Source organism: Streptomyces albipurpureus, assembly GCF_023701525.1.
Lineage (GTDB): Bacteria > Actinomycetota > Actinomycetes > Streptomycetales > Streptomycetaceae > Streptomyces > Streptomyces albipurpureus.
In genome coordinates, this window is sequence record NZ_JAMQAW010000027.1 from 1 (window position 1) to 22,243 (window position 22,243).

A 22,243-nucleotide genomic window follows, 5' to 3' on the forward strand; every position below is an offset into this window, starting at 1 on the left:
TCCTTTCGGGCCTGATTCCCGGTCGAAATCGGGATTGTCTTTCCGGCCCTTCGGCCGTTCCGACGTTTCAAACTCTAGCGGATTTCCCCGGCGACTCATAATCGAGTCTTGGAAATGGATTTCGGCATGCCGAAATCGTTCCCGTTGAGGATGGCCGTGCTGAGTTTGGTTGCCGCATCTGCGGCGGGAGTTGTCATCGCAGAACCGTTACGGCCCCGCGACAACTCGAAGAACCTTACGGAACGATGAACTCCGTGTCAACTTCACCCCACAGCCCCGGCGGAGCCGCCCCTCCCACCTGCGGAATCCTCCGGTTTCAGCGGGGCGCCGGGCTCCTCCGCCGGGCCGCTAGTCCAGATCAGTAAGCCGGCCACCGGCGTCCGGTTGGGTGTGCTCCACCCTGCGAAGCACACGGATCAGTAGCTCCCCCAGCACTCCGCGCTCGTCTGCCGAGAGGTCCTGGAGGAGGTCCTCCTCAAAGCTGGACGCCATTCGCATGGCTTCCAGCCACTTCGTACGACCCTCGTCCGTCAGTTCGACGATCACACGGACCCGGTTGTTCTCGTCCCGGTCGCGCGTAACCAGACCCTCGCTGGCCATGCGGTCGATGCGATGGGTCATGGCCGCCGGGGTGAGGCCCAGGCGCTTGGCCAGTTCCCCCGGTCCCATGCGATAGGGGCTGCCGGCGAGGACCAGGCTCTTCAGCACCTCCCACTCGGCGTTGCTGATGCCGAGGGCGGCGACCTGGCGGCCGTACGCGACGCTCATCCGGCGATTGAGCCTGCCCAGCGCGGAGACCACCTTCTCGACCTGTGGGTCCAGGTCTCCGTACTCCCGCTGGTACGCGGCGATCTGCTCATCGAGGGTCGGTTCAAGTGTGGGGCCGGTCGCTGCTTGGCCTTCGGGGCTCGCGTTAGGCATACGCCGGAGTATCGCATGGCCTCGTTGGCATTGAAGTCCTTCCATGTGTACTCTTAACTGTCGAACTTTAATATTGAAGTCTTCAGGCCTTAGGCCTACTCCTTTGAGGCAGGTGAGTGTGACCAGGGTGATGGGTGCAGCGATGCGCCGAATCCAGGCAGGTAGCGCGCTGAGCGCGTTCGGACTCGGTTTCACGGTCCCGTATCTCTACGTCTATGTGGCGCAGGTGCGGGATCTTGGCGCGACGACGGCAGGTGTCGTCCTCGCGGCCTTCGCAATGGCCGCCCTCGTCGCTCTCCCCTTTACCGGGCGCGTGATCGACCGCCGTGGGCCGCTGCCGGTACTGGTGGTGGCTTCGCTGCTCGCATCGGTGGGGGCGTTGTCGATCGGGCTCGCGAACGGCGTCACGACCGTGGTGCTCTCCGCCGCGCTGCTGGGAGCCGGTACGGCGGTCATTCAGCCGGCACTGGCCACGATGATCGTCTGGTGCTCGGGCGCTTCGAGCCGAACGCGGGCCTTCGCCATGCAGTTCTTCCTGCAGAACCTGGGCCTCGGTCTCGGTGGATTGATCGGCGGCCAGATCGTCGACAAAAGCCGACCGGACAGCTTTCTGCTGTTGTTCGGTATTGAGTCCGTGATGTTCCTGGTGCTGGCCGGAATTGCACTCACCGTACGAATGCCACGGCCGGTGTCGCTCCCAGGGGCACTCCCCGTAGACACCGAGGCCAAGGCCAAGAGCGGTATGCGCGCCGTGCTGGGGCACAAAGCGATGGTTCAGCTGTCGGTACTCGGGTTTGTTCTGTTTTTCGCCTGCTACGGGCAGTTTGAATCAGGACTCGCCGCGTACGGGACGGAGGCAGCCGGGATTGAGCCGTCCACGCTCGGTACGGCGCTTGCCGCGAACACCGCGGTCATCGTGATCGCTCAGTTTGTGGTGTTGAGGTTTGTCGAGCAGCGCAAGCGCTCGCGGATGATCGCCGCGGTGGGGCTGATCTGGGCGGTCGCGTGGGTGATCGCCGGGTATGCGGGTCTTGGGACGAACAGCCAGGCGATGGCGACCGCGGCGTTCATCTCTACCTACGCGCTCTTCGGGCTGGGCGAGGCGATGCTGTCGCCCACCGTCGCGCCGCTGGTCGCCGATCTGGCGCCGGAGTCGATGGTCGGGCAGTACAACTCGGCGTTCGCCCTGGTCAAGCAGCTTGCCTTGGCGCTCGGCCCGGCGGTGGGAGGGCCGATGGGAGCAGCGTTGCACGGCCCGTACATCGTGACGTTCGTGCTCTTCTCGCTCGGTATCACCGTGCTGGCGGTACGGCTGGGCAAGGAGCTCACCCCGCTACAGAATCAGCCGTCCCTCGCGGTGAAGTCTCGGGTCGTGGCGCAGCACAAGCCGAGTGAGCCGGTGGAAGCCGCGGCCTGACGGCCCGTACCCACGCTAGGCGGGCAGGGCGAACTCGCACCAGACCGCTTTGCCCCCGCCCGGGGTCCGGCGGCACCCCCAGGACGAGGCGATCGTCGCGATGATGGAGATACCGCGGCCCGCCTCGTCCTCTGTTTCGGCGCGGCGGCGACGCGGCAGATGGTCATCACCGTCCGTGACCTCGATGATGAGTCGGCGATCGGTGCGGCGGAGTCTGAGGCGCATGGGTGGGGTGCCGTGTTTGAGGGAGTTGGCGACCAGCTCGCTGGTGGCCAGGACGCCCAGGTCATGGAGCTCGGGGGAGAAACGCCAGGAGGCGAGAACTCCGGAGGCGAAGGCACGAGCCCGGGGCGCTGCCTCGGTGCCGCCGAGCAGATCCAGCGCGGCGTTGTGGAAGAGCTCGGCGGAGCCGTCCTTGCGTGCGGGGTGCTGGACCACCAGGACTGCCACATCGTCATCGTGCTCAGCGGTCACGCCGAGCGCGCGAAAGAGCCGGTCACAGACGACTTGGGGCGTACCGGTGGCGCCGGACAGGGCCCGCTCCAGCGCTGCCACCCCCTCGTCGATGTCCTCATCACGGCGCTCGACCAGACCGTCCGTATAGAGGACAGCGCTGGAGCCGGGCGGAAGGGCGATCGTGCCCGAGGTGTGGAGCCAGCCGCCGGTGCCGAGGGGCGGACCGGTCGGATCGGCCGCGCGGCGGACCGTGCCGTCCTCGTCGCGCACCAGGATGGGGAGATGGCCTGCGGAGGCGTAGACCAAGAGGCCTTCGTTGGGGTCGTGGACCGCGTAGACACAGGTGGCGATCTGACTGGCGTCGATCTCGGCGGCCAGTCCGTCGAGCAGTTGCAGTACTTCGTGCGGGGGTAGGTCGAGCCGGGCGTACGCCCGTACGGCGGTGCGTAGCTGGCCCATGACGGCGGCGGCACGCACTCCGCGGCCCATCACATCGCCGATGACGAGTGCGGTACGACCGGCGCCGAGCGTGATCACGTCGTACCAGTCGCCGCCGACCGCGGCGTCTTCGCCGCCCGGCTGGTAGGTGGCGGCGATCCGTAGATCGTCGGGCTGCTCCAGTTCTTGCGGGAGCAGGGATCGCTGGAGCGTCACCGCCATATCGCGCTGACGGCGCTCGCTGGCGCGCAGCCGCTCGGCGGCCTCCGCGTGATCGGTGACATCGGCGGCGAAGACGACCACGCCGGTGATCTCGCCCGCGCGGTGGGGATTCTCGACGGGCAGGCAGGTGACCGTGTACGAACCACCGGTATGGATCTTGCGGGACTTGACCGTGCGCGGCTTGCCGCTGCGAAGGACCTGGTCCATGAGCGGGGGCAGTCCCAGCTCGGCGAGCTCGGGGCAGGCTTCGGCGGCGGGGCTACCGATCGGACGGGGGCCGAAGGCAGCGGTGTACGCGTCATTCACATAGGCGACCCGGTGGTCAGGGCCGTGCATCAGAGCGACCAGCGCGGGCAGCTGGCCGAAAATCCCCCGGGCCGGGAAGTCCTCCAGGGTGGGCGTGTCGCGGACGGGCTCCGGCTGCTGGTCAGACTCACCGCGGGCAGCGGGAACCGACCCCTCGCCACCGCTTTCTCCCCGGCTGTCGGTGCGCTGGGCCGGGCGCGGAGGGGCCGTGGAGATCCCGCGGTCGGTCCTCCGCGAGGCGGCGCGGCGCTGCGTACCGGGGAGCCTTGCGCTCCAACGCGTGAAGTTCACTGACTTTCTAGCCTCAATGGTTGTCGGCAAGGGTCACAGGGTCACTCTGTGCAGATGTGAGCCCACCTATGGTCACACGTCCAGTGTGACCGAACGGACTGACAGTCGGTGTCGGCCAGGTGTCCATCTGGTTCCGGCCAGTGCCCGCCCGCGGTGGTGATCGGGACTGAGCCTGACAGGAAGGGGAGGCGGTCAGCCCTCCCGCGGGTCGACGGACGGTGGTTCATCCGTTGGCCCTGACCGCTGGTCTCGGTCGTTGGCCGGTCGATGTTCCTGGTCGGGGGCTGAGTCCCGGCCCTGTGCCTGGTTTCGGTTCAGGTCGGGGGTGTCCGGCTTCTCCGGCGGCAGGTTCCTCTGCGAGGTGGGAGGCTCTTTCGCCGTCGGCGCGGGGCGGGTGCTCGGTCCTGGGTGGCGGCCCGGCGGCGAGGTCGGCTGGTGGGGGCCGCCATGCGGTCTGCGCGGGGCGCCGTCCGGGCCGTGGCCTGGGCGGTTCCCTCCTGCGGCCACCTCGAACTCGGCGCGTGGGTGCTCCAGCGAACCGAGGGAGACGATCTCCCGTTTGAAGAGACCGGCCAGCGTCCACTCGGCCAGCACCCGTGCCTTCCGGTTGAAGGTGGGCACCCGGCTGAGGTGGTACACCCGGTGCATCAGCCAGGCCGGGTAGCCCTTCACCTTGCGCCCGTACACATGGGCGACGCCTCGGTGCAGACCGAGTGAGGCGACGGATCCGACGTATTTGTGGGCGTACTCCTTCAGTGGCTCTCCGCGTAGGGAGGCCACGATGTTGTCGGCGAGGACCCTGGTCTGACGGACCGCGTGCTGGGCGTTGGGCGCGCATTCCGCTCCCGGCGATGCGGAGGTGACATCCGGTACGGCGGCTGCGTCACCCGCGGCCCACGCATGCTCGGTCCCGGCGATGGCGAGCTCGGCGGTGCAATTCAACCGACCGCGCTCATTGCGGGGCAGATCCGTTGCCATAAGGACAGGGGCCGGTTTGACGCCCGCTGTCCATACGACGGTACGGGTGGGAAAGCGGCTGCCGTCGCTGAGGACGGCAACGCGGTTTGCGCAGGAATCCAGTCGCGTCCTGAGCCGCACGTCGATATTTCGGGAGCGAAGCTCGCGGATGGCGTATTTGCCCATCTCCTCACCGACCTCGGGAAGGATGCGATCGCTGGCCTCGACGAGAATCCACCTCAGGTCTTCTGGCTTGATGTTGTGGTAGTAGCGGGAGGTATAGCGGGCCATGTCCTCCAGCTCACCGAGCGCTTCGACACCGGCGTAGCCACCGCCGACAAAGACAAAGGTGAGAGCAGCGTCTCGGATCGCGGGATCGCGGGTGGACGACGCGATATCCATCTGCTCGATCACATGGTTGCGCAGCCCGATGGCTTCTTCGACGGTCTTGAATCCGACGCCGTAGTCGGCGAGTCCGGGGACCGGGAGAGTACGGGAGATCGACCCCGGAGCGATGACGAGTTCGTCGTAGGGGACCTCGACAGCGCCAGTGCCCTCTTCGGCGCTGGCCAGGGTGTTCACGGTGGCGGTTCGCTTGGCGTGGTCGATGGAGGTGGCCTCGCCGATGAGGATCTTGCACTTGTCCAGAACCCGTCGCAGCGGGACGACGACATGACGGGGGGAGATCGATCCCGCAGCCGCTTCAGGGAGAAAGGGCTGATACGTCATATAAGGCTCAGGGGTGATCACCATGACTTCAACGTCGTTGCGCGCTAGCTCCCGTTTCAGTTTTCGTTGGAGATGGAGTGCCGTATACATCCCGACATAACCACCGCCAATGACGAGAATGCGCGTGCCGTTGGTGCGCGCGGTCGGCGGGGAACCGGGGGCCGAGCCCTGGGAGTCAGCAGCCTTCACCTTCCCATGACGCAACGGTCCCCAGCGTTTGTCCACAGGCGCGGCAAATTGTGTGACCGGAGGCTTAGGGGGCGCGTACTCCAGGAGGGTGTCGAAAAAGGGGAAAGGAGCGCAGGTCAGGGAGGGCGCAAGGGGTGGTGCGAGGAGGCGTAAACCGGAGGCTTCCGGTCCTTGCTCCGATCGGGGGGCGCTCCGTGCGGAACTACCCCCTTCTGAATTGACCCGGGCTCAACTATGTTCGTACCTCGTCGGGGTGCTTGGCCAAGGCTCGCCCGGCAGACCAGGCGGGGAGGTCTCCGGGGGGAGACACAGTGACCGGGGGAACACGTATGACCATTCAGGATTCACATTGGCAGGCCGCCGTTCCGCAGACCGCGGACGGCCATGTACACAGTGGACATCCGTCCGAACTGCACGGCGGAACCGGACGGCTGGGACCGAGTGGCGTCAACCGCTCGGCGCCGCTCCGTGTGGACGCACAGCGCAACCTCGAACACGTACTACGAGCGGCCCGCGAGGTCTTCGGCGAACTGGGTTACGGGGCGCCGATGGAGGATGTGGCGCGCCGGGCCAGAGTAGGCGTCGGGACGGTGTACCGCCGCTTCCCCAGCAAGGACGTGCTGGTACGCCGCATAGCCGCGGAGGAGACCTCTCGGCTGACCGAGCAGGCACGAACGGCGCTGGGCCAGGAGGAGGAGCCTTGGTCGGCCCTCGCCCGCTTCCTCCGTACGTCCGTGGCCTCCGGTGCCGGGCGGCTGCTGCCGCCGCAGGTGCTGCGGGTGGGCGTGGACGCCGATGACCCGGACGGCTCATCGGCGGAGTCCGCTCCTTCCGCGGGAGCCTCGTCCTTGGACGCGGCCAGGGTGCCGCACCAGCGCTCCGGTGTCGGCCCGGAGGGAGTGTCCTCGGCAACGGACCGAAGCGGTTCGACCCAGCCCGATCTACGGGTGGTCGGTCAGCGTCCGGTCCCCGCCAGTGAGCGGGAGGACGGCGGCGCGTCCGATCTGCTGGAGGTCGTGGGCCAGTTGGTCGATCGCGCACGGGCCGCGGGTGAGCTGCGCGGGGATGTGACCGTGGCAGATGTGCTGTTGGTGATAGCCACGGCCGCGCCCGCCCTGCCGGATGCAGCCCAGCAGGCGGCGGCGTCCGCCCGGTTGCTGGACATCCTGCTGGAGGGGCTGCGGCCTAGGTAGGTCGGAGCGGAACACGCCCCGATAGTCATACGGGTTGGTCATACAGGTCAGTAGTAGGGGCGGTTACGGATCTGCGGTCGCCCAGCCGCACGGCGCTCGTCGGCTCTCTTGCGTGTTCTTCGGTAGGGGCGGGGCGGTTCTGGCTGCCTCGCCCAAGACGCCGAGTTCAGAGAACAGCGGGCTTGACCAGCAATCGAGCAGGCGGGTTGCCCTGTGGTGCGGCCGCGTTGACGTGTGTCGCCGTCCAGTCGGCCTGTCGGACCCGTGGGGCGATGGACTGGCAAGCCGTCGCCCGATGGACCGACTGAGCTCCTCGGGGGCCGGGTTGGCTGCCTCATCCATCGCCCCTGCGCCCCCGCCCCGAGCAGCTCCCCTGCCCCTCCTGGCGCTGCCCCGAGCAGAAACGCCGACCGTCGAGGGCGCTGAGGGGCTCTGGTCGGATCGCGGGGTTGCGCCGGAGCTTTCGTGGGCCATTCACAACGAACTTGGAATGGTTTCCATCACAGCGGCTGCCTTGAGGCCGACGCCGCGGGGACCCATCGAGTTGACGCTGGCATGACGTACCGGTCCACCCGGCCAATGTGAACTTCGCCTTGAAGAAGGGGTGTTGGTGACAGGGACTCAAAACTGATGCCCATTCCACCCAAGCATCTTGGATAGCGTACGAATTCGGCCAGATCTCCCCGGATGAGTGGTTGACCCCGATGCGGGGTTGGTGCGCTGTCGCCGTGTGGCACGCTTGCCCGGTGTTCGGGTCTGAGGGTGCTGACGGGAGCTTCCGCGATGAGTAAGGGCTTCCGCGATGAGTGGTGATGGTCGGGATGCAGGGGACGAGCCAACCGGCCACATCAGCGGTACCGGGCATGGGGGGTTGGCCTCCCAGCAGGTGCCTGAGCAGGGCGGCCGGCGAGACGTCAGGGCAGGGTCAGCGGGTGACTTCCCGGATGGCTCCTCGGGCGCGGACGCTCCAGGCCGTCGGCCAGACCCCAGCGGTTCGAACATCGCCCCGACCGATCAGGACACCAGTCACTCCGGCGGCCCGGGGGGAGATCACTCCGGTAGCCGGAGCGAGGGCCCTCCCGGCGGACCAGTCGTGAGCCCCCCGAGCAGTCCCGCCGCTGATCCCGCCAGTGGCGCAGAGGGCGATCGTCTCGAAACCCCGAATGAGACCTCCTCGTACGGGAGTTGCCTTCCCCAGGGTTACGTCCTTCAGGGTGCCGATCCTGGAGTCCGCGAATCCGGGCATCAGGCTGGGTACTCCGAGGCCGGGCGTGCTCCATCCGAAACGAGCGCAGGTGCCGGACCTGGTGCCGGTGCCTCCGCCGGGAGCGGCGCGGCGGGGACGGGGAACTCCAAGGCGTCGGGGGCTGGTTCAACCGAACCCACCGGCGTGGACGCGACAGAGGCAGCCGCCCGCACGGTGCCGGCTCAAGGGCCCCATGGTCCCAGGGCAGATGACTCGTCGGCGTTCAGCGCGACTTCCACCACCCCACTCGGTTCAGCATCAGCTCCCGGTGCCGCGGCTGATGCGGGCCCCTACTCCGAGGCATGGTCGGGAGCGGGCTTCGCGTTCGGAGCAGCGATCGGTTCCGGCGACGCGATCCATGCCGTACCGACCCAACGGGAGGGTGGGAGTACCGGTTTCGGCTCCGTACTGCCACCGCAGCGGGAGCTACCGCCGTCGGACATCGACCTGATCCAGCGGATGAGGGAGGGTGAGGACAGCGCCTATGAGGAGCTCTTTCGCCGCCACTCGGAAGCCGTGCGGCGATATGCCCGATCCTGCTGCCGGGACGCCCACACCGCGGATGACCTCACGGCCGAGGTGTTCGCCCGAACACTCCAGGCCGTACGCGGGGGTTCAGGACCCGAGCATGCCGTCCGGGCCTATCTGCTGACGACGGTTCGCAGGGTCGCCGCGAACTGGACCAAGAGCGCCAAGAGAGAACAGCTGGTCGATGACTTCGCCGTGTTCGCCGCGGAGGCCGCGCGCGGTACGGATGTACTGACCGACGAGACCCTTGATCTGGGTGCCGATGTCCGCGCCATGCATGAGGCGGAGCAGTCCCTGGCCATGCAGGCGTTCCGGTCGCTGCCGGAGCGCTGGCAGGCGGTGCTCTGGCACACCACGGTGGAGGAGGAGTCGCCCAGTGAGGTGGCGCCTCTGTTCGGGCTCACCGCCAATGCCACGGCCGTGTTGGCGAGCCGGGCCCGCGAAGGGCTCAAGCAGGCCTACCTCCAGGCGCATGTGAGCTCCGCGCTCACCTCCGGTGGCGACTGTGCGCAGTATGCCGACCGACTCGGCGCCTATGCCCGGGGCGGGTTGCGGATGCGAGCGGAGCGGGGGCTGCGCAAGCATCTGGAGGAGTGCGTCAAGTGCCGCTTGGCCGCTGGCGAGTTGGCGCATGTCAACGCGGGGATTCCGGCGCTGCTGCCCGTTGCCGTCATCGGCTGGTTGGCGGCTGGATACTCGGTCAAGGCTGCCGGGATCGTGGCCGGCGGTGCGGTGGGAGCCGCGGGAGCGGGTGCGGTGGCTGCGGCCACCGGTTCGGGCACCGCGGCCAGCGGCGCGGCGGCCGGTGGGGCCGCGGGTGGTGGGGCCGCGGGTGGTGGTTCGGGGGGAGCCGCCGGGGGCGCTGCTCTCTCGGAGGGCCTGGGCGCTCCGGCGAAGGCGGGGCTCGCCGCGGTGCTGGCGGTTGCCGCGACGGCCGGGCTGGTGTGGGCGTTTGCCGGGCAGTCGGAGCCCGTCGCCAAGCCGAAGGCCAAGCCGCCAGCCGTTCAGCCCGCCGCCCCCGTCAACCCACCAGCCCCACCGACGCCACAGCCGAAGCCGTCGCCTCCACGGCCGGCGCCCAACCCGCCGGTCAAAGCCGCTCCCCAGCCCAAGCCGCCCCCGAAGGCGGCCCCGACGCCCGCGCCTGCGAGGCCACGGCCCAAACCCGCACAGCCCGCGCCCCAGGAGCCCACTCCAACGCCCTCCAGCTCCCCCAGCCCCACCCCGCCGCCACAGTCGGCGCCGACGCCGAAGCCGACACCAACGCCCAAGCCGAGCCCCACTCCTCCAGCTGCGCCCGAGGTGTACCAGCTCAACAGGCTTCAGTACGGCGCGTTCGGCGACCACACCGGGCCGGAGGTACGGCTGGGTGAGAGCAGCTGGCTCTGGCAGCGCACCGGTCTGAACATCGGCGGCCAGTGGTACGGGCACGGGGCGACCGTGCACGCCAGGTCGTCCGTGAGCATCGACCTCAACCGCGACTGTTCCAGCTATGACGCGCTGGTGGGGATCGACGATATGACGTTGACTCTGGGCGCCGCGCGATTCTCCGTCTACGGAGACGGGGCGCAGCTCTGGAGCTCCCCCGTGATCCGTGGTGGCGATGCCGCCGTGCCCGTGCATGTCTCGCTCGCCGGCCTGAAGACCATCCGGTTGGTCGTGGAACCGCACACGGCATTCGATTCGGTGGCGCTCGCTGACTGGGCGATGTCCCGTATCAGCTGTCGCTGACCTCACGTGAAGCCGTGGGCGGGCCGTGGTGCCGCGGAGTCGGCCCCGTTCGCGGTGGGAAGGCGGTGTCGGGCGCCCGCGGGGTCGTGGGAAGCACCCCGTAGAGGGCGTGGGGGCTGGGCTTCGGTCGGGCCGAGGACCCCCGCGGCGGAGCCCGCTTCCCGGGGCGGGCGCCGGGCAGCGTCCGCTGATGGATGGCCGGCGCAGGCGGGGCGGGCGATGGGGCCGACGGCGGTGGGGGACGTACGCCGGTGCGCCGCCCACCGAAGGCCCCAAAGGGACCGCAGGCATCAGAGAGACCCCAGACCCCAAAGGGACCCCAGGACTCGGAGATGCCCACAGAACCCGATGGCCCCGGAGATCGCCAGGTCATGGCTCGCTCACGACGGAGCGCTCCCGGGCCCACTCCCCGAACCACTCGGGTGGACGGCTGCTAGGTGCGCAGGGTCGGCCGCGGGGGGACCCCGCCGGCCACGGCGCGTTGCCTTGGCGCCGCCGTTCCCGTCCAGCAGGTGCCGCGGCGGGACAGCAGTCGGCGCAGCCACAGCTCCGTCGAGACCAGGTCCGCGAGACCGTCCAGCGGAACGGGTTCGCCCTCGGATGCCGCGCGCAGGGCCTTGCGGATCACCCGTGCCTCCACCAGGCCCGCGTCGGCGAGCAAGGGGGCGTCGAACAGGGCCATCAGTTGGTGCAGTGACACCCGCAGGCCCTTGCGTGCCGTCTCGGCCGAGGTGGCCTGGGTGGTCGCCCCCCACCCGGCGGGCAGATCGTGGATGCCGGCTCCCGCCAGGACCGTACGGAGGATCTCGGCTCGGGCCCCGGGGCGTACGCGCAGCGATTCGGGGAGGTCGCGGCAGGCGCGTACGACCTGGTTGTCCAGATAGGGCGCGTGCAGACGTTGGCTGCGGACCTCGGCGGCCTGCTCCAGGATGCGTTGGTCCGTGGCGTGGCGGGTGAGCGCCGCTCGGGCTCTCGCCTCACCGGGGCGCTGCACCGATACCGGACGGGTCGCCGCTTCCAGCAGGCGAACCGATACTTCTGCCAGCGCCTCACCGGTCAGCCAACGGGCGGCGGGGCCAGGGCGCGACCAGGTCAGGGCGGCCAGGGAGGCGTTGACGGGGCCGACGCCGTTCTTGGTGCGGGTGCCCTGCCGGTTTGCCTCCACGAGCCGGTCGGCGGCGGCCTCCAGACCGGTTCGGTACGGGGTGCGGGCCAGTCGTCGCGCGGCCCGGTAGACGGTCAGCGGGATGAACAGCGACTGTGAGGAGGCGCCTTCGGCGCGGGCCAGCGCCGCCACGGGTCGCAGCAGATGCCTACGCTGCCGGTCCAGCAGCAGATCCGCGAGTCGGGCCGGGTGGGCGTCGAGCACCTGACGGGCCCCGGCACCGGTGAAGTGGTCGGCGCTCCCCGACGCGAGACGTCCGCGGTGCCGTTCGGCCATGACCAGGGAGGGCGCTGGTTCATCGGTGAGCGGCCCGTTCTCCAGGCCCGCGTACGGCAGTCCCTCCTCGCCGACGGCGACCACCACATGGTGCAGCCGGGGGTTCTCGGCGATGGCGCGGGCGCGTTCGAGTTCGGCTTCCTGGCCTTGTTCGGTGAGGTCGTTGTAGGTGACGGCGAGCAGTCGTTCGCCCGCGCCCGCGCCATGCCCGATGACCGTGCCGGGTACCCCTGGCAGTCCTGCCGCGAGGAGCGCGAGGGTGCTGGAGGCGCTACCGCCGGAGAGGTCGGCGCCGATACCGGGCGCGGGTGCGCCACGGCGGGCGCGGCGGTCCGCGGGACCCATTCCCGGTACGGGGCCGGGGTCCTGCGGAAGCGTCTCGGGTGCGTGCCGGGGGGCGGTGAGCCTGGCCCGTACGGCTTCGACCAGTGCGTCCCGTACGCCGTCCACCGCGCGCTGGGGGTCCATCTGGGGGCCGGCGACGGCGAGGGAGGCGACGGGTTCATAGCCGGTGATCTCACGGGACCCCTCGCGCAGGATCAGCGCATGGCCCGGCGGGATGCGCTTGACCCCCTCGTACGGGGTGGAGTCGCGCAGGGCTTCGGGGGTTTCGGGGCAGGCGAGCAGGGCTGCCAGATGGCCGATGTCGAGTTGGGCCTCGATGAGATCGGCCAGGGGGAGGGCCGCGGTGGCGTAGGCGGTTCCGTTGGCCCACGGGGTGTAGAAGACGGGTCTCGCTCCGGCGAGGTCGCCGACGATGGTGATGCGCCGCCCTGCTTGGACGACGGCGGTGTAGCTGCCGGGCCAGGCGGTCAGATGCCGCAGTGCGCCACCGCGGGCGGAGATCAGCCCGGCGCGCAGTTCATCGTCGCTGGCCGCGCAGCAGCCGAGGATGGCGAGCCTGGCGATGGGGGTGCCACCGGTGAAGCCCGGCGGCGCTTCGATGCTGACGACGCGCACCTCGTCGGGGCGCCAGTCGCCGACGGCCCAGAGCGGATCGGGGTCGCCCCAGAGCAGTTGGGAGCCCACGGGATGGACCGAGCGGCCTTCGTCGGACGGACCGACCGCGCCTGCCGTACCGAAGTTAGCGGCGATACTGCTCCATCCCACCAACCACCGCATCGCCGCCTCCACAGGCTGTGGACAAAACATGACTCGTCGAGCCCTGCCGGACTCTGCCGCACCGGCGCACACTACGTCCGGTCGAGGTGTGGACCGCGGATGGTCACACCAACGGACATGGTGCCCGGCAGTGAACAGATGGGCCAGATCCGGCCCCCGGGATCGCGCCATACCCGGTCCATGACCGTGTCACACCTGCCCCAGGACCATGTCACACCCGCCCGTTCGGGAACATGCTGCCACGAAGTCGGCGCAGGGGAACGGCCCCGGGTAGCAGCAGCAAAAAAGCGAAGGCGTCCCCGAAAGGTGCGATTTGACGGTAGTTCAACGGGAAGCGGATTGGTCACGACAACCCCGTACACCGACAAAAGACATAAGCCAGACAGTCGACATTCGGCCAACTTCTCTGCGTCGAAGGGCAGCTGAGGGCGCGCCGCCGGCCGCATAGACCCAATGAACCCGCCCCCGCGGCAATGTCGCCACGTAGTAGCACATGACAGCACATATTCCTACATCGCCAAGGGTCCAGATACGACAGTCCGGGAGGCGCTGTTCGCCTCCCGGACCGATCCGCCGCCCGCGGGGATTGAAGGCGGCGGTATCCCCCAGCCCGCTGGTTCCAGTACGCAGCGGGCCGACCCACGCAGCACCCATGGAAGCCCTCCCCCCATTCCTCGGACAGAGCGCACGCACGGGCGCACGGCCACACGGCCGGGGCACAGCGAGAGCACGCTTCAAGCGACCGGCGCCCGCCGGTCGCTCAGGCGCGCTACTCCAACGCACAACAATCTCGCCATACGGAACTTGGCCCCTTAACGGTCGGGATGCAGCGAACTACGCTGGGTTTACTGATGTTCTCGACAGAGGGGCATATCCCAGAAGACTCCGCCAGGCGCTTTTGCAACCGGGATCGTGTGCGGGACGGGCAGACACCGCAAACGGAATCGCGAGCAGGCCGTGATCGGCACACGCGACAGAACGCGGGTGCCGGCCGCGGCACGTGCAGGGAGGGGCGCAGGGGCCGCCCGTCGGGGAAGGACTCAGTACGAATGCCGTGCGCCGCACAGCGACACGGCGGCCGTCTGTGTGTCGAGGGGTGGGGCGCATGTCCAGAGAGCAACGCGGGCCGAACGAAAAACTCGGCACCGTTCTCGCCCTCGCGGGAATCAGCAACGCCGGCCTCGCCCGGCGCGTCAACGACCTCGGAGCGCAGCGGGGTCTGACGCTTCGCTACGACAAGACCTCGGTGGCCCGTTGGGTGTCCAAGGGCATGGTCCCGCAGGGCGCCGCTCCGCATCTCATCGCGGCGGCGATCGGCGCCAAGCTGGGGCGGCCCGTACCGCTGCACGAGATCGGACTCGCGGACGCCGACCCGGCTCCCGAAGTCGGGCTGGCGTTCCCGCGCGATGTGGCCGCGGCGGTGAAGTCGGCGACCGAGCTCTACCGACTGGACCTGGCGGGCCGGCGCGCGGGAGGCGGCGGGATCTGGCAGTCACTGGCCGGGTCCTTCGCGGTGAGCGCCTATGCCACGCCGGCCTCCCGCTGGCTGATAACCCCCGCCGACCCCTCGGTTGAACGGCTACCGGGCGGTGGGGCCGCGGCGACTGCGGCTCCCAACGGGCCCGGGGGCGCCGTGGAGGTACCCGTGGAGGATGTCTCCGCCCGGGTGGGCCACAGCGATGTCGCCAAACTGCGGGAAGCCGCGGAGGACGCACGCCGCTGGGACTCCAAGTACGGCGGTGGTGACTGGCGTTCCTCGATGGTTCCGGAGTGCCTGCGGGTGGACGCGGCCCCTTTACTGCTGGGCTCCTACTCGGACGAGGTCGGGCGCGCGCTGTTCGGCGCGACCGCCGAGCTGACCCGCCTCGCCGGCTGGATGGCCTTCGACACCGGCCAGCAGGAGGCCGCCCAGCGGTACTACATCCAGGCGTTGCGCCTGGCCCGAGCGGCGGCGGACGTGCCGCTCGGCGGCTATGTGCTGGCATCGATGTCACTTCAATCCATCTACCGCGGCTTCGCCGACGAGGGTGTGGACCTCGCTCAGGCGGCCCTGGAGCGCAACCGCGGTCTCGCCACCGCCCGCACGATGAGCTTCTTCCGTCTGGTGGAGGCACGGGCGCACGCCAAGGCCAATGACGCGGCGGCGGCGGGGGCCGCGCTCAAGTCAGCGGAAGGCTGGCTGGAGCGCTCCCGCGACGGCGACCCGGACCCATCCTGGCTGGGTTTCTACTCATACGACCGGTTCTGTGCCGATGCCGCCGAGTGCTATCGCGACCTCAAGGCCCCCCGCCAGGTCCGGCGCTTCACCGAGCAGGCGCTGTCCCGCCCCACGGAGGAGTTCGTCCGCTCGCACGGGCTGCGGCTGGTGGTCAGCGCGGTCGCGGAGCTGGAATCGGGAAACCTGGACGCCGCCTGTGCGGCGGGTACGCGTGCGGTGGAAGTCGCCGGCCGGATCTCGTCGGCGCGCACCACGGAGTACGTACGTGATCTGCTGCACCGCCTCGAACCGTATGGGGACGAGCCACGGGTGGTGGAGCTGCGGGAAAGGGCCCGCCCCCTGTTGGTGGCCCCGGCGTGAGTGTCTTATGTAACGCTCCTGCACAATTCGACCCGGAGGAACGGTTCCGCGGTTAACCTGCGGCCGAACTGGCCGCAGGGTTCAAGATCGCCATGGTCGAGGATCACTGCGGGTTGGCATCGGTGAGGTCGCGCCGGGACGATCGAGACGGATCGGTCGGGTGCGATCAACCGAGCGGGCCGAGCGGTCAGCACAATGGCCGAGTCGGACCAGTGCTGTTGGATCGGGCTCAGCCGAGTCGGTTCTGACGGGTCGGTTCTGACGGGTCGGTTCTGACGGGTCGGTTCGACGGGTCGGTTCTGACGGGCCAGTGCTGTTGGACCGGTTCTGACGGGTCGGCTTGGGTGCCGCCGTGGGTTCGGGTCGGTTGGGTCCAGTGCGCTGGTCGAACAGCCCGATCGGGTGGCCGGCACCGGTCCGGGTCGGGTCCGTAGGGTTCAGGGTGTCGGGCATCGGGTCGGCAGGCCAGATCCTTGTGGTCCAAGGGCCCAAGGTGCCGGGCCATCTGGACGGGACCGGTGGATCGCCTTCAGGATCAGTGCGGTACAAGATCGGTGCGGTACGGGATCGGTGCTGGGATCGGTACGGGATCAGCCGCCGTGACAGTGGTTCTCCGAGGCTGGCGGTGCAGTATCGGGGTGGGAGGTGGCGTGGTGATGATGGTGTTGCCCAAGCAGGATTTCGACTGCGATGTTCTTGTGGTCGGCGGCGGAATCGTCGGCCTGTCCACCGCCTACGCCCTCACCCGTGCCGCTCCGGGCACCAAGGTGGTCATCCTGGAGAAGGAACCGGGAACGGCACGCCATCAGACCGGGCGGAACAGCGGTGTGATCCACAGCGGGATCTACTACCGACCCGGGTCGCTCAAGGCACGCTTCGCGGTGCGGGGCGCGGCCGAGATGGTGAAGTTCTGCGCCGAGCACGGCATCGCTCATCAGGTCACCGGAAAGTTGATCGTCGCCACCGGCCGCGATGAGCTGCCCAGATTGCACGCCCTGGTCCAACGCGGCCGGGAGAACGGAATCCCGGTCCGGGAGCTGGGTCCGGCCCAGATCATGGAGTACGAGCCGCAGGTGCGCGGTCTCGCCGCGATCCAGGTGGAGACCACCGGCGTGTGTGACTACGTCGCGGTGGCGGCCCGGCTGGGTACCGAAGCGACCGCGGCCGGGGCGGAGATCCGCTGCGGCGAAGAGGTCGTGGCGGTCGACCGCCGCGCTTGGGGTGTGGCGGTGCGCACCTCGTCGGGGGCGATCGTCAGGGCCCGGGCGATGGTGAACTGCGCGGGGCTCTACTGCGACCAGGTGGCCCGGCTCACGGGGGATGACCCGGAGATGCGGATCGTCCCCTTCCGAGGGGAGTACTACGAACTGGCCGATCCCTCCCTCGTCCGGGGACTGGTGTATCCGGTCCCCGATCCCGCCTTCCCGTTCCTCGGGGTACATCTGACCCGGGGCATCGACGGCGGCGTCCATGTGGGGCCGAACGCCGTACCCGCGCTGGCCCGCGAGGGCTACGACTGGTCGACGGTGCGCCCCCGCGAGCTGGCCAGGACCCTGACCTGGCCGGGCTCCTGGCGGATAGCGGCCAGACACTGGCGCTACGGGGCCGGCGAGCTGCACCGCTCCTGGTCCACCGCGGCCTTCACCGCGGCGGTACGCAGACTGCTTCCGGCGGTGACCGAATCGGGGCTGGTCCCGGCCTCGGCCGGGGTGCGGGCCCAGGCGGTCCTGAGGGACGGCACCCTGGTGGATGACTTCCTGATCAAGGAGTCGGTCCGTACCGTCCACGTCCTGAACGCTCCCTCCCCGGCGGCGACGGCCTCGCTCCCGATCGGTCGGGAAGTGGCGCGGCGTGTACTGAAGAAGCTGTGATCTCCACCACACCCCACTCGCTGGCCTTGGGTCCGGGCCGATCGAACAAGGGGCCGATCCGGCGGCGGCCCGGGCAAGGCCGATCAGTGGCTCCGGAGTTCCAGCGCACCGCCCCAGCCCGCACCCGGTAACGCTCCGGCCGAGCGTGCGCAAGGGACGAACAGGGGAGCGCGACCCCGCCCTGCCGGTCCACGCGCCCGGTCGGAGGGGTTGAGCCGCCCAGGTCGTCCAGGAAGCCCAGCCCACCCGGGTCGCCCAGAGGACACGCAGGCCGCTCGGTCTCAGCCAGGGCCGCCCAGCGGGGCCTTGGCGGGGCCCGAGTGCCATCGGAGGCGTCGGTGAGGGGACGTAGAATCGGGGCATTGTGTCCGAGCTTCGCCAGCAGAACCCCAGCGCCCCCACGGCCCCCGTCCCCGTTCGCGACCGCAGCGAGCCGCGATTCCCGGGCGGGCCGATCGCCGACCCCGCGGGGTCCCACCACGAGCGCCGCATTCGCAGCTTCCAGCCGCGGCGCAGCCGGGTCACGACCGGTCAGGGCGACGCCCTCACCCGGCTGTGGCCCGTCTGGGGCTGTGAGATCGACGGGCACGAGATCCTCGATCTCGCGGAACTCTTCGACGGGGCGCCCGTGGTCCTGGAGATCGGTTTCGGGATGGGCGAGGCGACCGCGCAGATGGCCGCAGCCGACCCCGGCACCGGCATTCTCGCCGTCGATGTGCACACCCCGGGGCAGGGCAATCTGCTGGCTCTGGCGGAGCGGAACGGCCTGGACAACATTCGCGTCGCCAACGGGGACGCGATAATCCTGCTCCGCGAGATGCTCCCGCCCGACTCCCTCGACGGGGTACGCGTCTACTTCCCCGACCCCTGGCCCAAGAAGCGGCACCACAAGCGGCGGCTGATCCAGCCGGAGTTCCTCGCCCTCGCCGCCCGCCGGCTCAAGGCCGGAGCGGTGCTGCACTGTGCGACGGACTGGGAGCCCTACGCCGAGCAGATGCTTGAAGTGCTCTCGGCCCATCCGGACTTCGAGAACACCCAGCAGGCCGGCGGATACGCGCCACGCCCTGCGTTTCGGCCGTTGACCCGTTTTGAGTCCCAGGGCCTGGACAAGGGGCACACCGTGCATGACCTTCTGTTTCGCCGTGTCACCGAGCCCGGCTCCCACCAGGCCTAGGGCATTCCGTCCGAGAGGACATCCCGCCTGAGTGGGCGCCCTGTCTGAAACAACGTCGCCAGTTGTCACCGCCCATCGTTAGGGTCGTCGGGTGTCCGAGCCGTTCCCTGACCACCAGCAGCCGCACCCCACCGCCCACCCTCCACCGCAACCGAGATGGGGGCCCGAGTCGGGTCCGCCGCCGTACCCCGGCGCGTCCCCCGCTCCCGCGCCTGAGCAGGCGCGGCACCCGGCACCGGGTCAGGGCGGACCGCACGGGCCGGGCCGGTCGGCGCACCACCACGCCCAGAGCGGCCCCATGGCCCCGCACCAGCCCCCGCGATGGGGGCAGGGCCGCCCCCAGCCCGGACAGGCTCCCGGAGGCTTCCCCGCCGGTCCCGCGGTCCCTGCCTACGATCCACAGCAGCCGGTGTTCGACGCGGTGCCCGATCGCTCCCGCTGGCGCTACAAGCCCCGCCGCGCCTCGCGGCTGTGGCAGAGCAAGGCGGTACAGGCCGGGATTCTGGTCACCGTGCTCGCGCTCTGCGCGCTCGTCATCCTCGCGCTGGTCCGGGAGCAGACCGGGACTCAGGGCTTTCTGGTCGGTCTCGGTCTCGCCACCCTTCCGGTGCCCCTGCTGATCGCCGCGTTCCGCTGGCTGGACCGGGTGGAGCCGGGCCCGTGGCGGAATCTGGTCTTCGCCTTCGCCTGGGGCGCGTTCGCCGCAGCGCTCGTGGCCATCACCGCGAACACCTTCGCGACCCGCTGGATAGCGACCGCCACCGCCGATCCCGCGAGCGCGGACACCCTCGGCGCCACGGTGGTGGCACCGGTCGTCGAGGAGAGCGCAAAGGCCGTGGCGATCCTGTTGATCTTCCTCTTCCGCCGGAGGGACTTCACCGGGATCGTCGACGGCGTCGTCGTGGCGGGCTTCACCTCGACCGGGTTCGCCTTCACCGAGAACATCCTCTACCTCGGCAACGCCTTTGGTGAGGACCAGGCGCTGGGCTCGTCCGGGTTCGCCTCGGTGACCGCGGCGACGTTCTTCGTACGGGTCGTCATGTCCCCCTTTGCGCATCCCCTCTTCACCGTGTTCGCCGGCATCGGCTTCGGAATGGTCGCGCTCGCCACCCGCCGCCAGCGGGTACGGCGCGTGGCGCTGCCGCTGCTGGGGCTCCTGCTGGCCATGGGGGTGCACGCGCTGTGGAACGGCTCGGCCTCGCTCTTCGGGCCATGGGGTTTCTACGCCGTGTACGGGGCGTTCATGGTGCCCGCCTTCGGGTTGCTGACCTGGCTGGTGATCTGGACCCGACAGCGGGAACTGCGCACGATAGCGACGGAGTTGCCCGCCTATGCGGCCGCGGGCTGGCTGGCACCGGCCGAACCGCTCGCGCTCTCTTCGATGAAGGCCCGCGGGATGGCACGCGATGCGGCCCGGCGCGCACAGGGACCGGGCGCGGCCCACGCGGTCGCCGAGTACCAGCGGTTCGCGACCTCGCTGGCCTTTCTTCGCCATCGGGCCAGACGCGGGGCCGCGGGCCCGGACTTCACAGCCCGGGAGCAGGAGCTGCTGCATCACATGTGGCAGCGCAAGGGGGTGGCCGGCCCGGCGCTGACCCACGCCGCCCGCGCGACCGGCAAGGTGTGGATACCGCCGCCGCACCGGGACTACGAGGGCTACAACCCCTACCGCGGCTGACCGCGGCCCGGCCGAACGTCGGCGTGGGAGGGATCTCCTGGGGTATGAGCGGTAGAGGTCGTCCCGGACACGGCCCCCGGCACAAGGGAGGGGAGCTTGAAGCTCGCGTCACCTGGCAGCCAAGGCCCGTGGGCGCTGTCGGAAAAATACCGACAGCCCTGGCGTCGGGGGGTGTGCGCCAGGACTGCCGGAGTTGAGGTACCGGCCGAGTACGCCGGTGGTCGTGCCCCAAGGATGGCGGACGGAGCTGGTGCGGCCCTGGTGCCCGACTGGGGCGGGCGGCCCGCACGGCCGACCGTGCCCAGGCGGATCGACGCACACGGATGCGTCGACGCGCCCGGCAGATCAGCGGCTCAGACGGTGAGGCCCTTGCTTCTCAGCCAGGACAGCGGGTCGATGACCGAGCCACCGGGGGTGGTGACCTCAAGGTGCAGATGCTCGCCGGTCACATTGCCGGTCGCTCCGACCCGTCCGATCATCTGGCCCGTGCCCACCTTCTGGCCGACGCTCGCGGCCATGGACGACAGATGCGCGTACAGGACCTCGGTACCGTCGTTCAGCCTCAGGGTGATGTTGTAGCCGTACGAGTTGTGCCAACCGGCGGCCTTGATGGTTCCGCTGGACACCGCCTTGACGGGGGTGCCGGACGGGGCGGCGAAGTCGAGGCCGGTGTGCTGGCCCGAGGACCACATGGAACCCGACTGGCCGTAGCGGGAGGTGAGGTTGTACGAGGAGGTGGGGAGGGAGAAGCTCTTCGCCAACTTGGCGATGCGCTCGGCTTCCGCCTTCTTCTTGGCCTCTTGCCGGGCTCGTTCCTTCTTCTTCTTCTCTTCGTCGGCCTTCTGCTTGGCCGCGGCCTTGGCTTCGACCGCTGCCTTCTTCGCGTCCTCGGCCGCCTTGTCAGCGGCGGCCTTCTCGGCCGCGGCCTTGGCCGTCGCGATGGCACCGGCCTGCTGCTGATCGGCCTGCTGAAGGATGCGGGAGCGCAGGGCCTCACCGGCGCCGGTCTGTGCGGTGCCGACCTCCTGGCCCGCCAGACCCATCGCCGCGTAGGAGGCGGATTCATCGACCTTGGCGGTGTCGTCGTCAGAGGTCAGGACATCGGGAAGGCTCTCCGAGAGCGCGTCGGGAAGCGATATGGAGACCGCGGGCTTGTTCTGCGCGGTGGCCATGCCACCGGCGCCGACGGCCGCGATCACACCGACTCCGAGCACCGTGGAGCTACGGGCGAATCCGCCCCGCTGCTTCATGACCCGGTGCTTGCGATGACCACGCGGGCGGATGGTCTCCGCGGTGGGGTTCCACTCGCCGGTTGAGCGGGCCGCCCCCTCTTCGCTGAAGACGCCGGTTTTGAACGGTGCTTCCGGGGCAGGGCTGTTGGACGCCACTGAGGCGTGCTCCTTTCCTTCCTTCTCGCCTACCGGGTTAGCTGACGGGTTCGGAGCAGGAAGGTCTCCTACGAGCGCCATCGGCCGCGAACTGCACGGCAAAAGATGCCCGATTCACCCCAATTAGTGGTTCCCCGGTTTCCTTGCGGAATTCGGCGCATGAGCACGGTGCCGTCCTGACGACGGCTGGGACGACCGCGCTGCGTTATCGAACGTTAATAGACACCTGGACTTTATTCCAAGCTGTTCTGAGTGTTCTTTAATCTCTTTGCCACGGACCAACCCGGACACAAGCAGCCGGATTCGGGCGACTTGAACGGGGTAGGAGGTTCCTCAAACTTCTGACAGTTCGTCAAATGTTATGCGC

Annotated in this window: 12 protein-coding genes and 1 riboswitch; of the genes, 7 read left to right on the forward strand and 5 right to left on the reverse strand. The window is 69.4% G+C overall.

What is annotated here, in order from left to right:
* Positions 1-348: 348 nt before the first annotated feature.
* A complete protein-coding gene (locus NBG84_RS21770) occupies positions 349-921 on the reverse strand; it encodes a MarR family winged helix-turn-helix transcriptional regulator (RefSeq protein WP_250921241.1) in 573 nt (190 codons plus the stop codon).
* A gap of 142 nt (positions 922-1,063) precedes the next feature.
* Here NBG84_RS21770 and NBG84_RS21775 point away from each other — a divergent pair, with 142 nt between their 5' ends.
* Complete coding sequence (locus tag NBG84_RS21775; RefSeq protein ID WP_250921242.1) at positions 1,064-2,338, forward strand: MFS transporter; 1,275 nt, start codon at positions 1,064-1,066, stop codon at positions 2,336-2,338.
* A 15-nt stretch (positions 2,339-2,353) separates the two neighbouring features.
* Here the strand turns inward: NBG84_RS21775 and NBG84_RS21780 are convergent, their stop codons facing one another.
* Together NBG84_RS21780 and NBG84_RS21785 are read right to left on the reverse strand one after the other, a co-directional pair.
* A complete protein-coding gene (locus NBG84_RS21780) occupies positions 2,354-4,051 on the reverse strand; it encodes an ATP-binding SpoIIE family protein phosphatase (RefSeq protein WP_250921243.1) in 1,698 nt (565 codons plus the stop codon).
* Between the two features lie 192 nt (positions 4,052-4,243).
* The gene (locus NBG84_RS21785) at positions 4,244-5,962 is read right to left on the reverse strand and encodes an FAD-dependent oxidoreductase (protein WP_308312099.1); all 1,719 of its coding nucleotides are present in this window, start codon (positions 5,960-5,962) and stop codon (positions 4,244-4,246) included.
* Between the two features lie 293 nt (positions 5,963-6,255).
* Between NBG84_RS21785 and NBG84_RS21790 the strand changes: the two genes are divergently transcribed.
* Entirely contained in the window at positions 6,256-7,119 is an 864-nt protein-coding gene (locus NBG84_RS21790; protein WP_250921244.1) for a TetR/AcrR family transcriptional regulator, read from the forward strand.
* A gap of 1,705 nt (positions 7,120-8,824) precedes the next feature.
* Positions 8,825-10,624 carry a sigma-70 family RNA polymerase sigma factor gene (locus NBG84_RS21795; RefSeq protein WP_425608679.1) on the forward strand — a complete coding sequence of 600 codons (1,800 nt, stop codon included), beginning with the start codon at positions 8,825-8,827 and terminating at the stop codon, positions 10,622-10,624.
* Between the two features lie 433 nt (positions 10,625-11,057).
* Here the strand turns inward: NBG84_RS21795 and NBG84_RS21800 are convergent, their stop codons facing one another.
* Complete coding sequence (locus tag NBG84_RS21800) at positions 11,058-13,187, reverse strand: asparagine synthase-related protein (protein WP_250921246.1); 2,130 nt, start codon at positions 13,185-13,187, stop codon at positions 11,058-11,060.
* Positions 13,188-14,292: 1,105 nt separating this feature from the next.
* On the opposite strand from NBG84_RS21800, the gene NBG84_RS21805 reads away from it, so the two are divergent.
* The 4 genes from NBG84_RS21805 (at position 14,293) to NBG84_RS21820 (ending at position 20,488) form a co-directional block, all read left to right on the forward strand.
* Positions 14,293-15,765: an NsdA family TPR-like regulatory protein gene (locus NBG84_RS21805; protein WP_250921247.1), complete on the forward strand. Its 1,473-nt coding sequence runs from the start codon at positions 14,293-14,295 to the stop codon at positions 15,763-15,765.
* Between the two features lie 656 nt (positions 15,766-16,421).
* On the forward strand, positions 16,422-17,636 hold the full coding sequence (lhgO, locus tag NBG84_RS21810; protein ID WP_250921248.1) for an L-2-hydroxyglutarate oxidase: 1,215 nt from the start codon (positions 16,422-16,424) through the stop codon (positions 17,634-17,636).
* A gap of 364 nt (positions 17,637-18,000) precedes the next feature.
* The gene (gene trmB / locus NBG84_RS21815) at positions 18,001-18,810 is read left to right on the forward strand and encodes a tRNA (guanosine(46)-N7)-methyltransferase TrmB (protein WP_250921249.1); all 810 of its coding nucleotides are present in this window, start codon (positions 18,001-18,003) and stop codon (positions 18,808-18,810) included.
* Positions 18,811-19,108: 298 nt separating this feature from the next.
* The gene (locus NBG84_RS21820; RefSeq protein ID WP_285367339.1) at positions 19,109-20,488 is read left to right on the forward strand and encodes a PrsW family intramembrane metalloprotease; all 1,380 of its coding nucleotides are present in this window, start codon (positions 19,109-19,111) and stop codon (positions 20,486-20,488) included.
* 353 nt (positions 20,489-20,841) lie between these two features.
* On the opposite strand, the gene NBG84_RS21825 is transcribed toward NBG84_RS21820, so the two are convergent.
* Positions 20,842-21,876 (reverse strand): M23 family metallopeptidase, encoded by a 1,035-nt coding sequence (locus NBG84_RS21825; RefSeq protein WP_250921251.1) that lies wholly within the window; start codon positions 21,874-21,876, stop codon positions 20,842-20,844.
* Positions 21,877-21,887: 11 nt separating this feature from the next.
* Positions 21,888-22,044: riboswitch (cyclic di-AMP (ydaO/yuaA leader) on the reverse strand.
* Between the last annotated feature and the right edge of the window lie 199 nt (positions 22,045-22,243).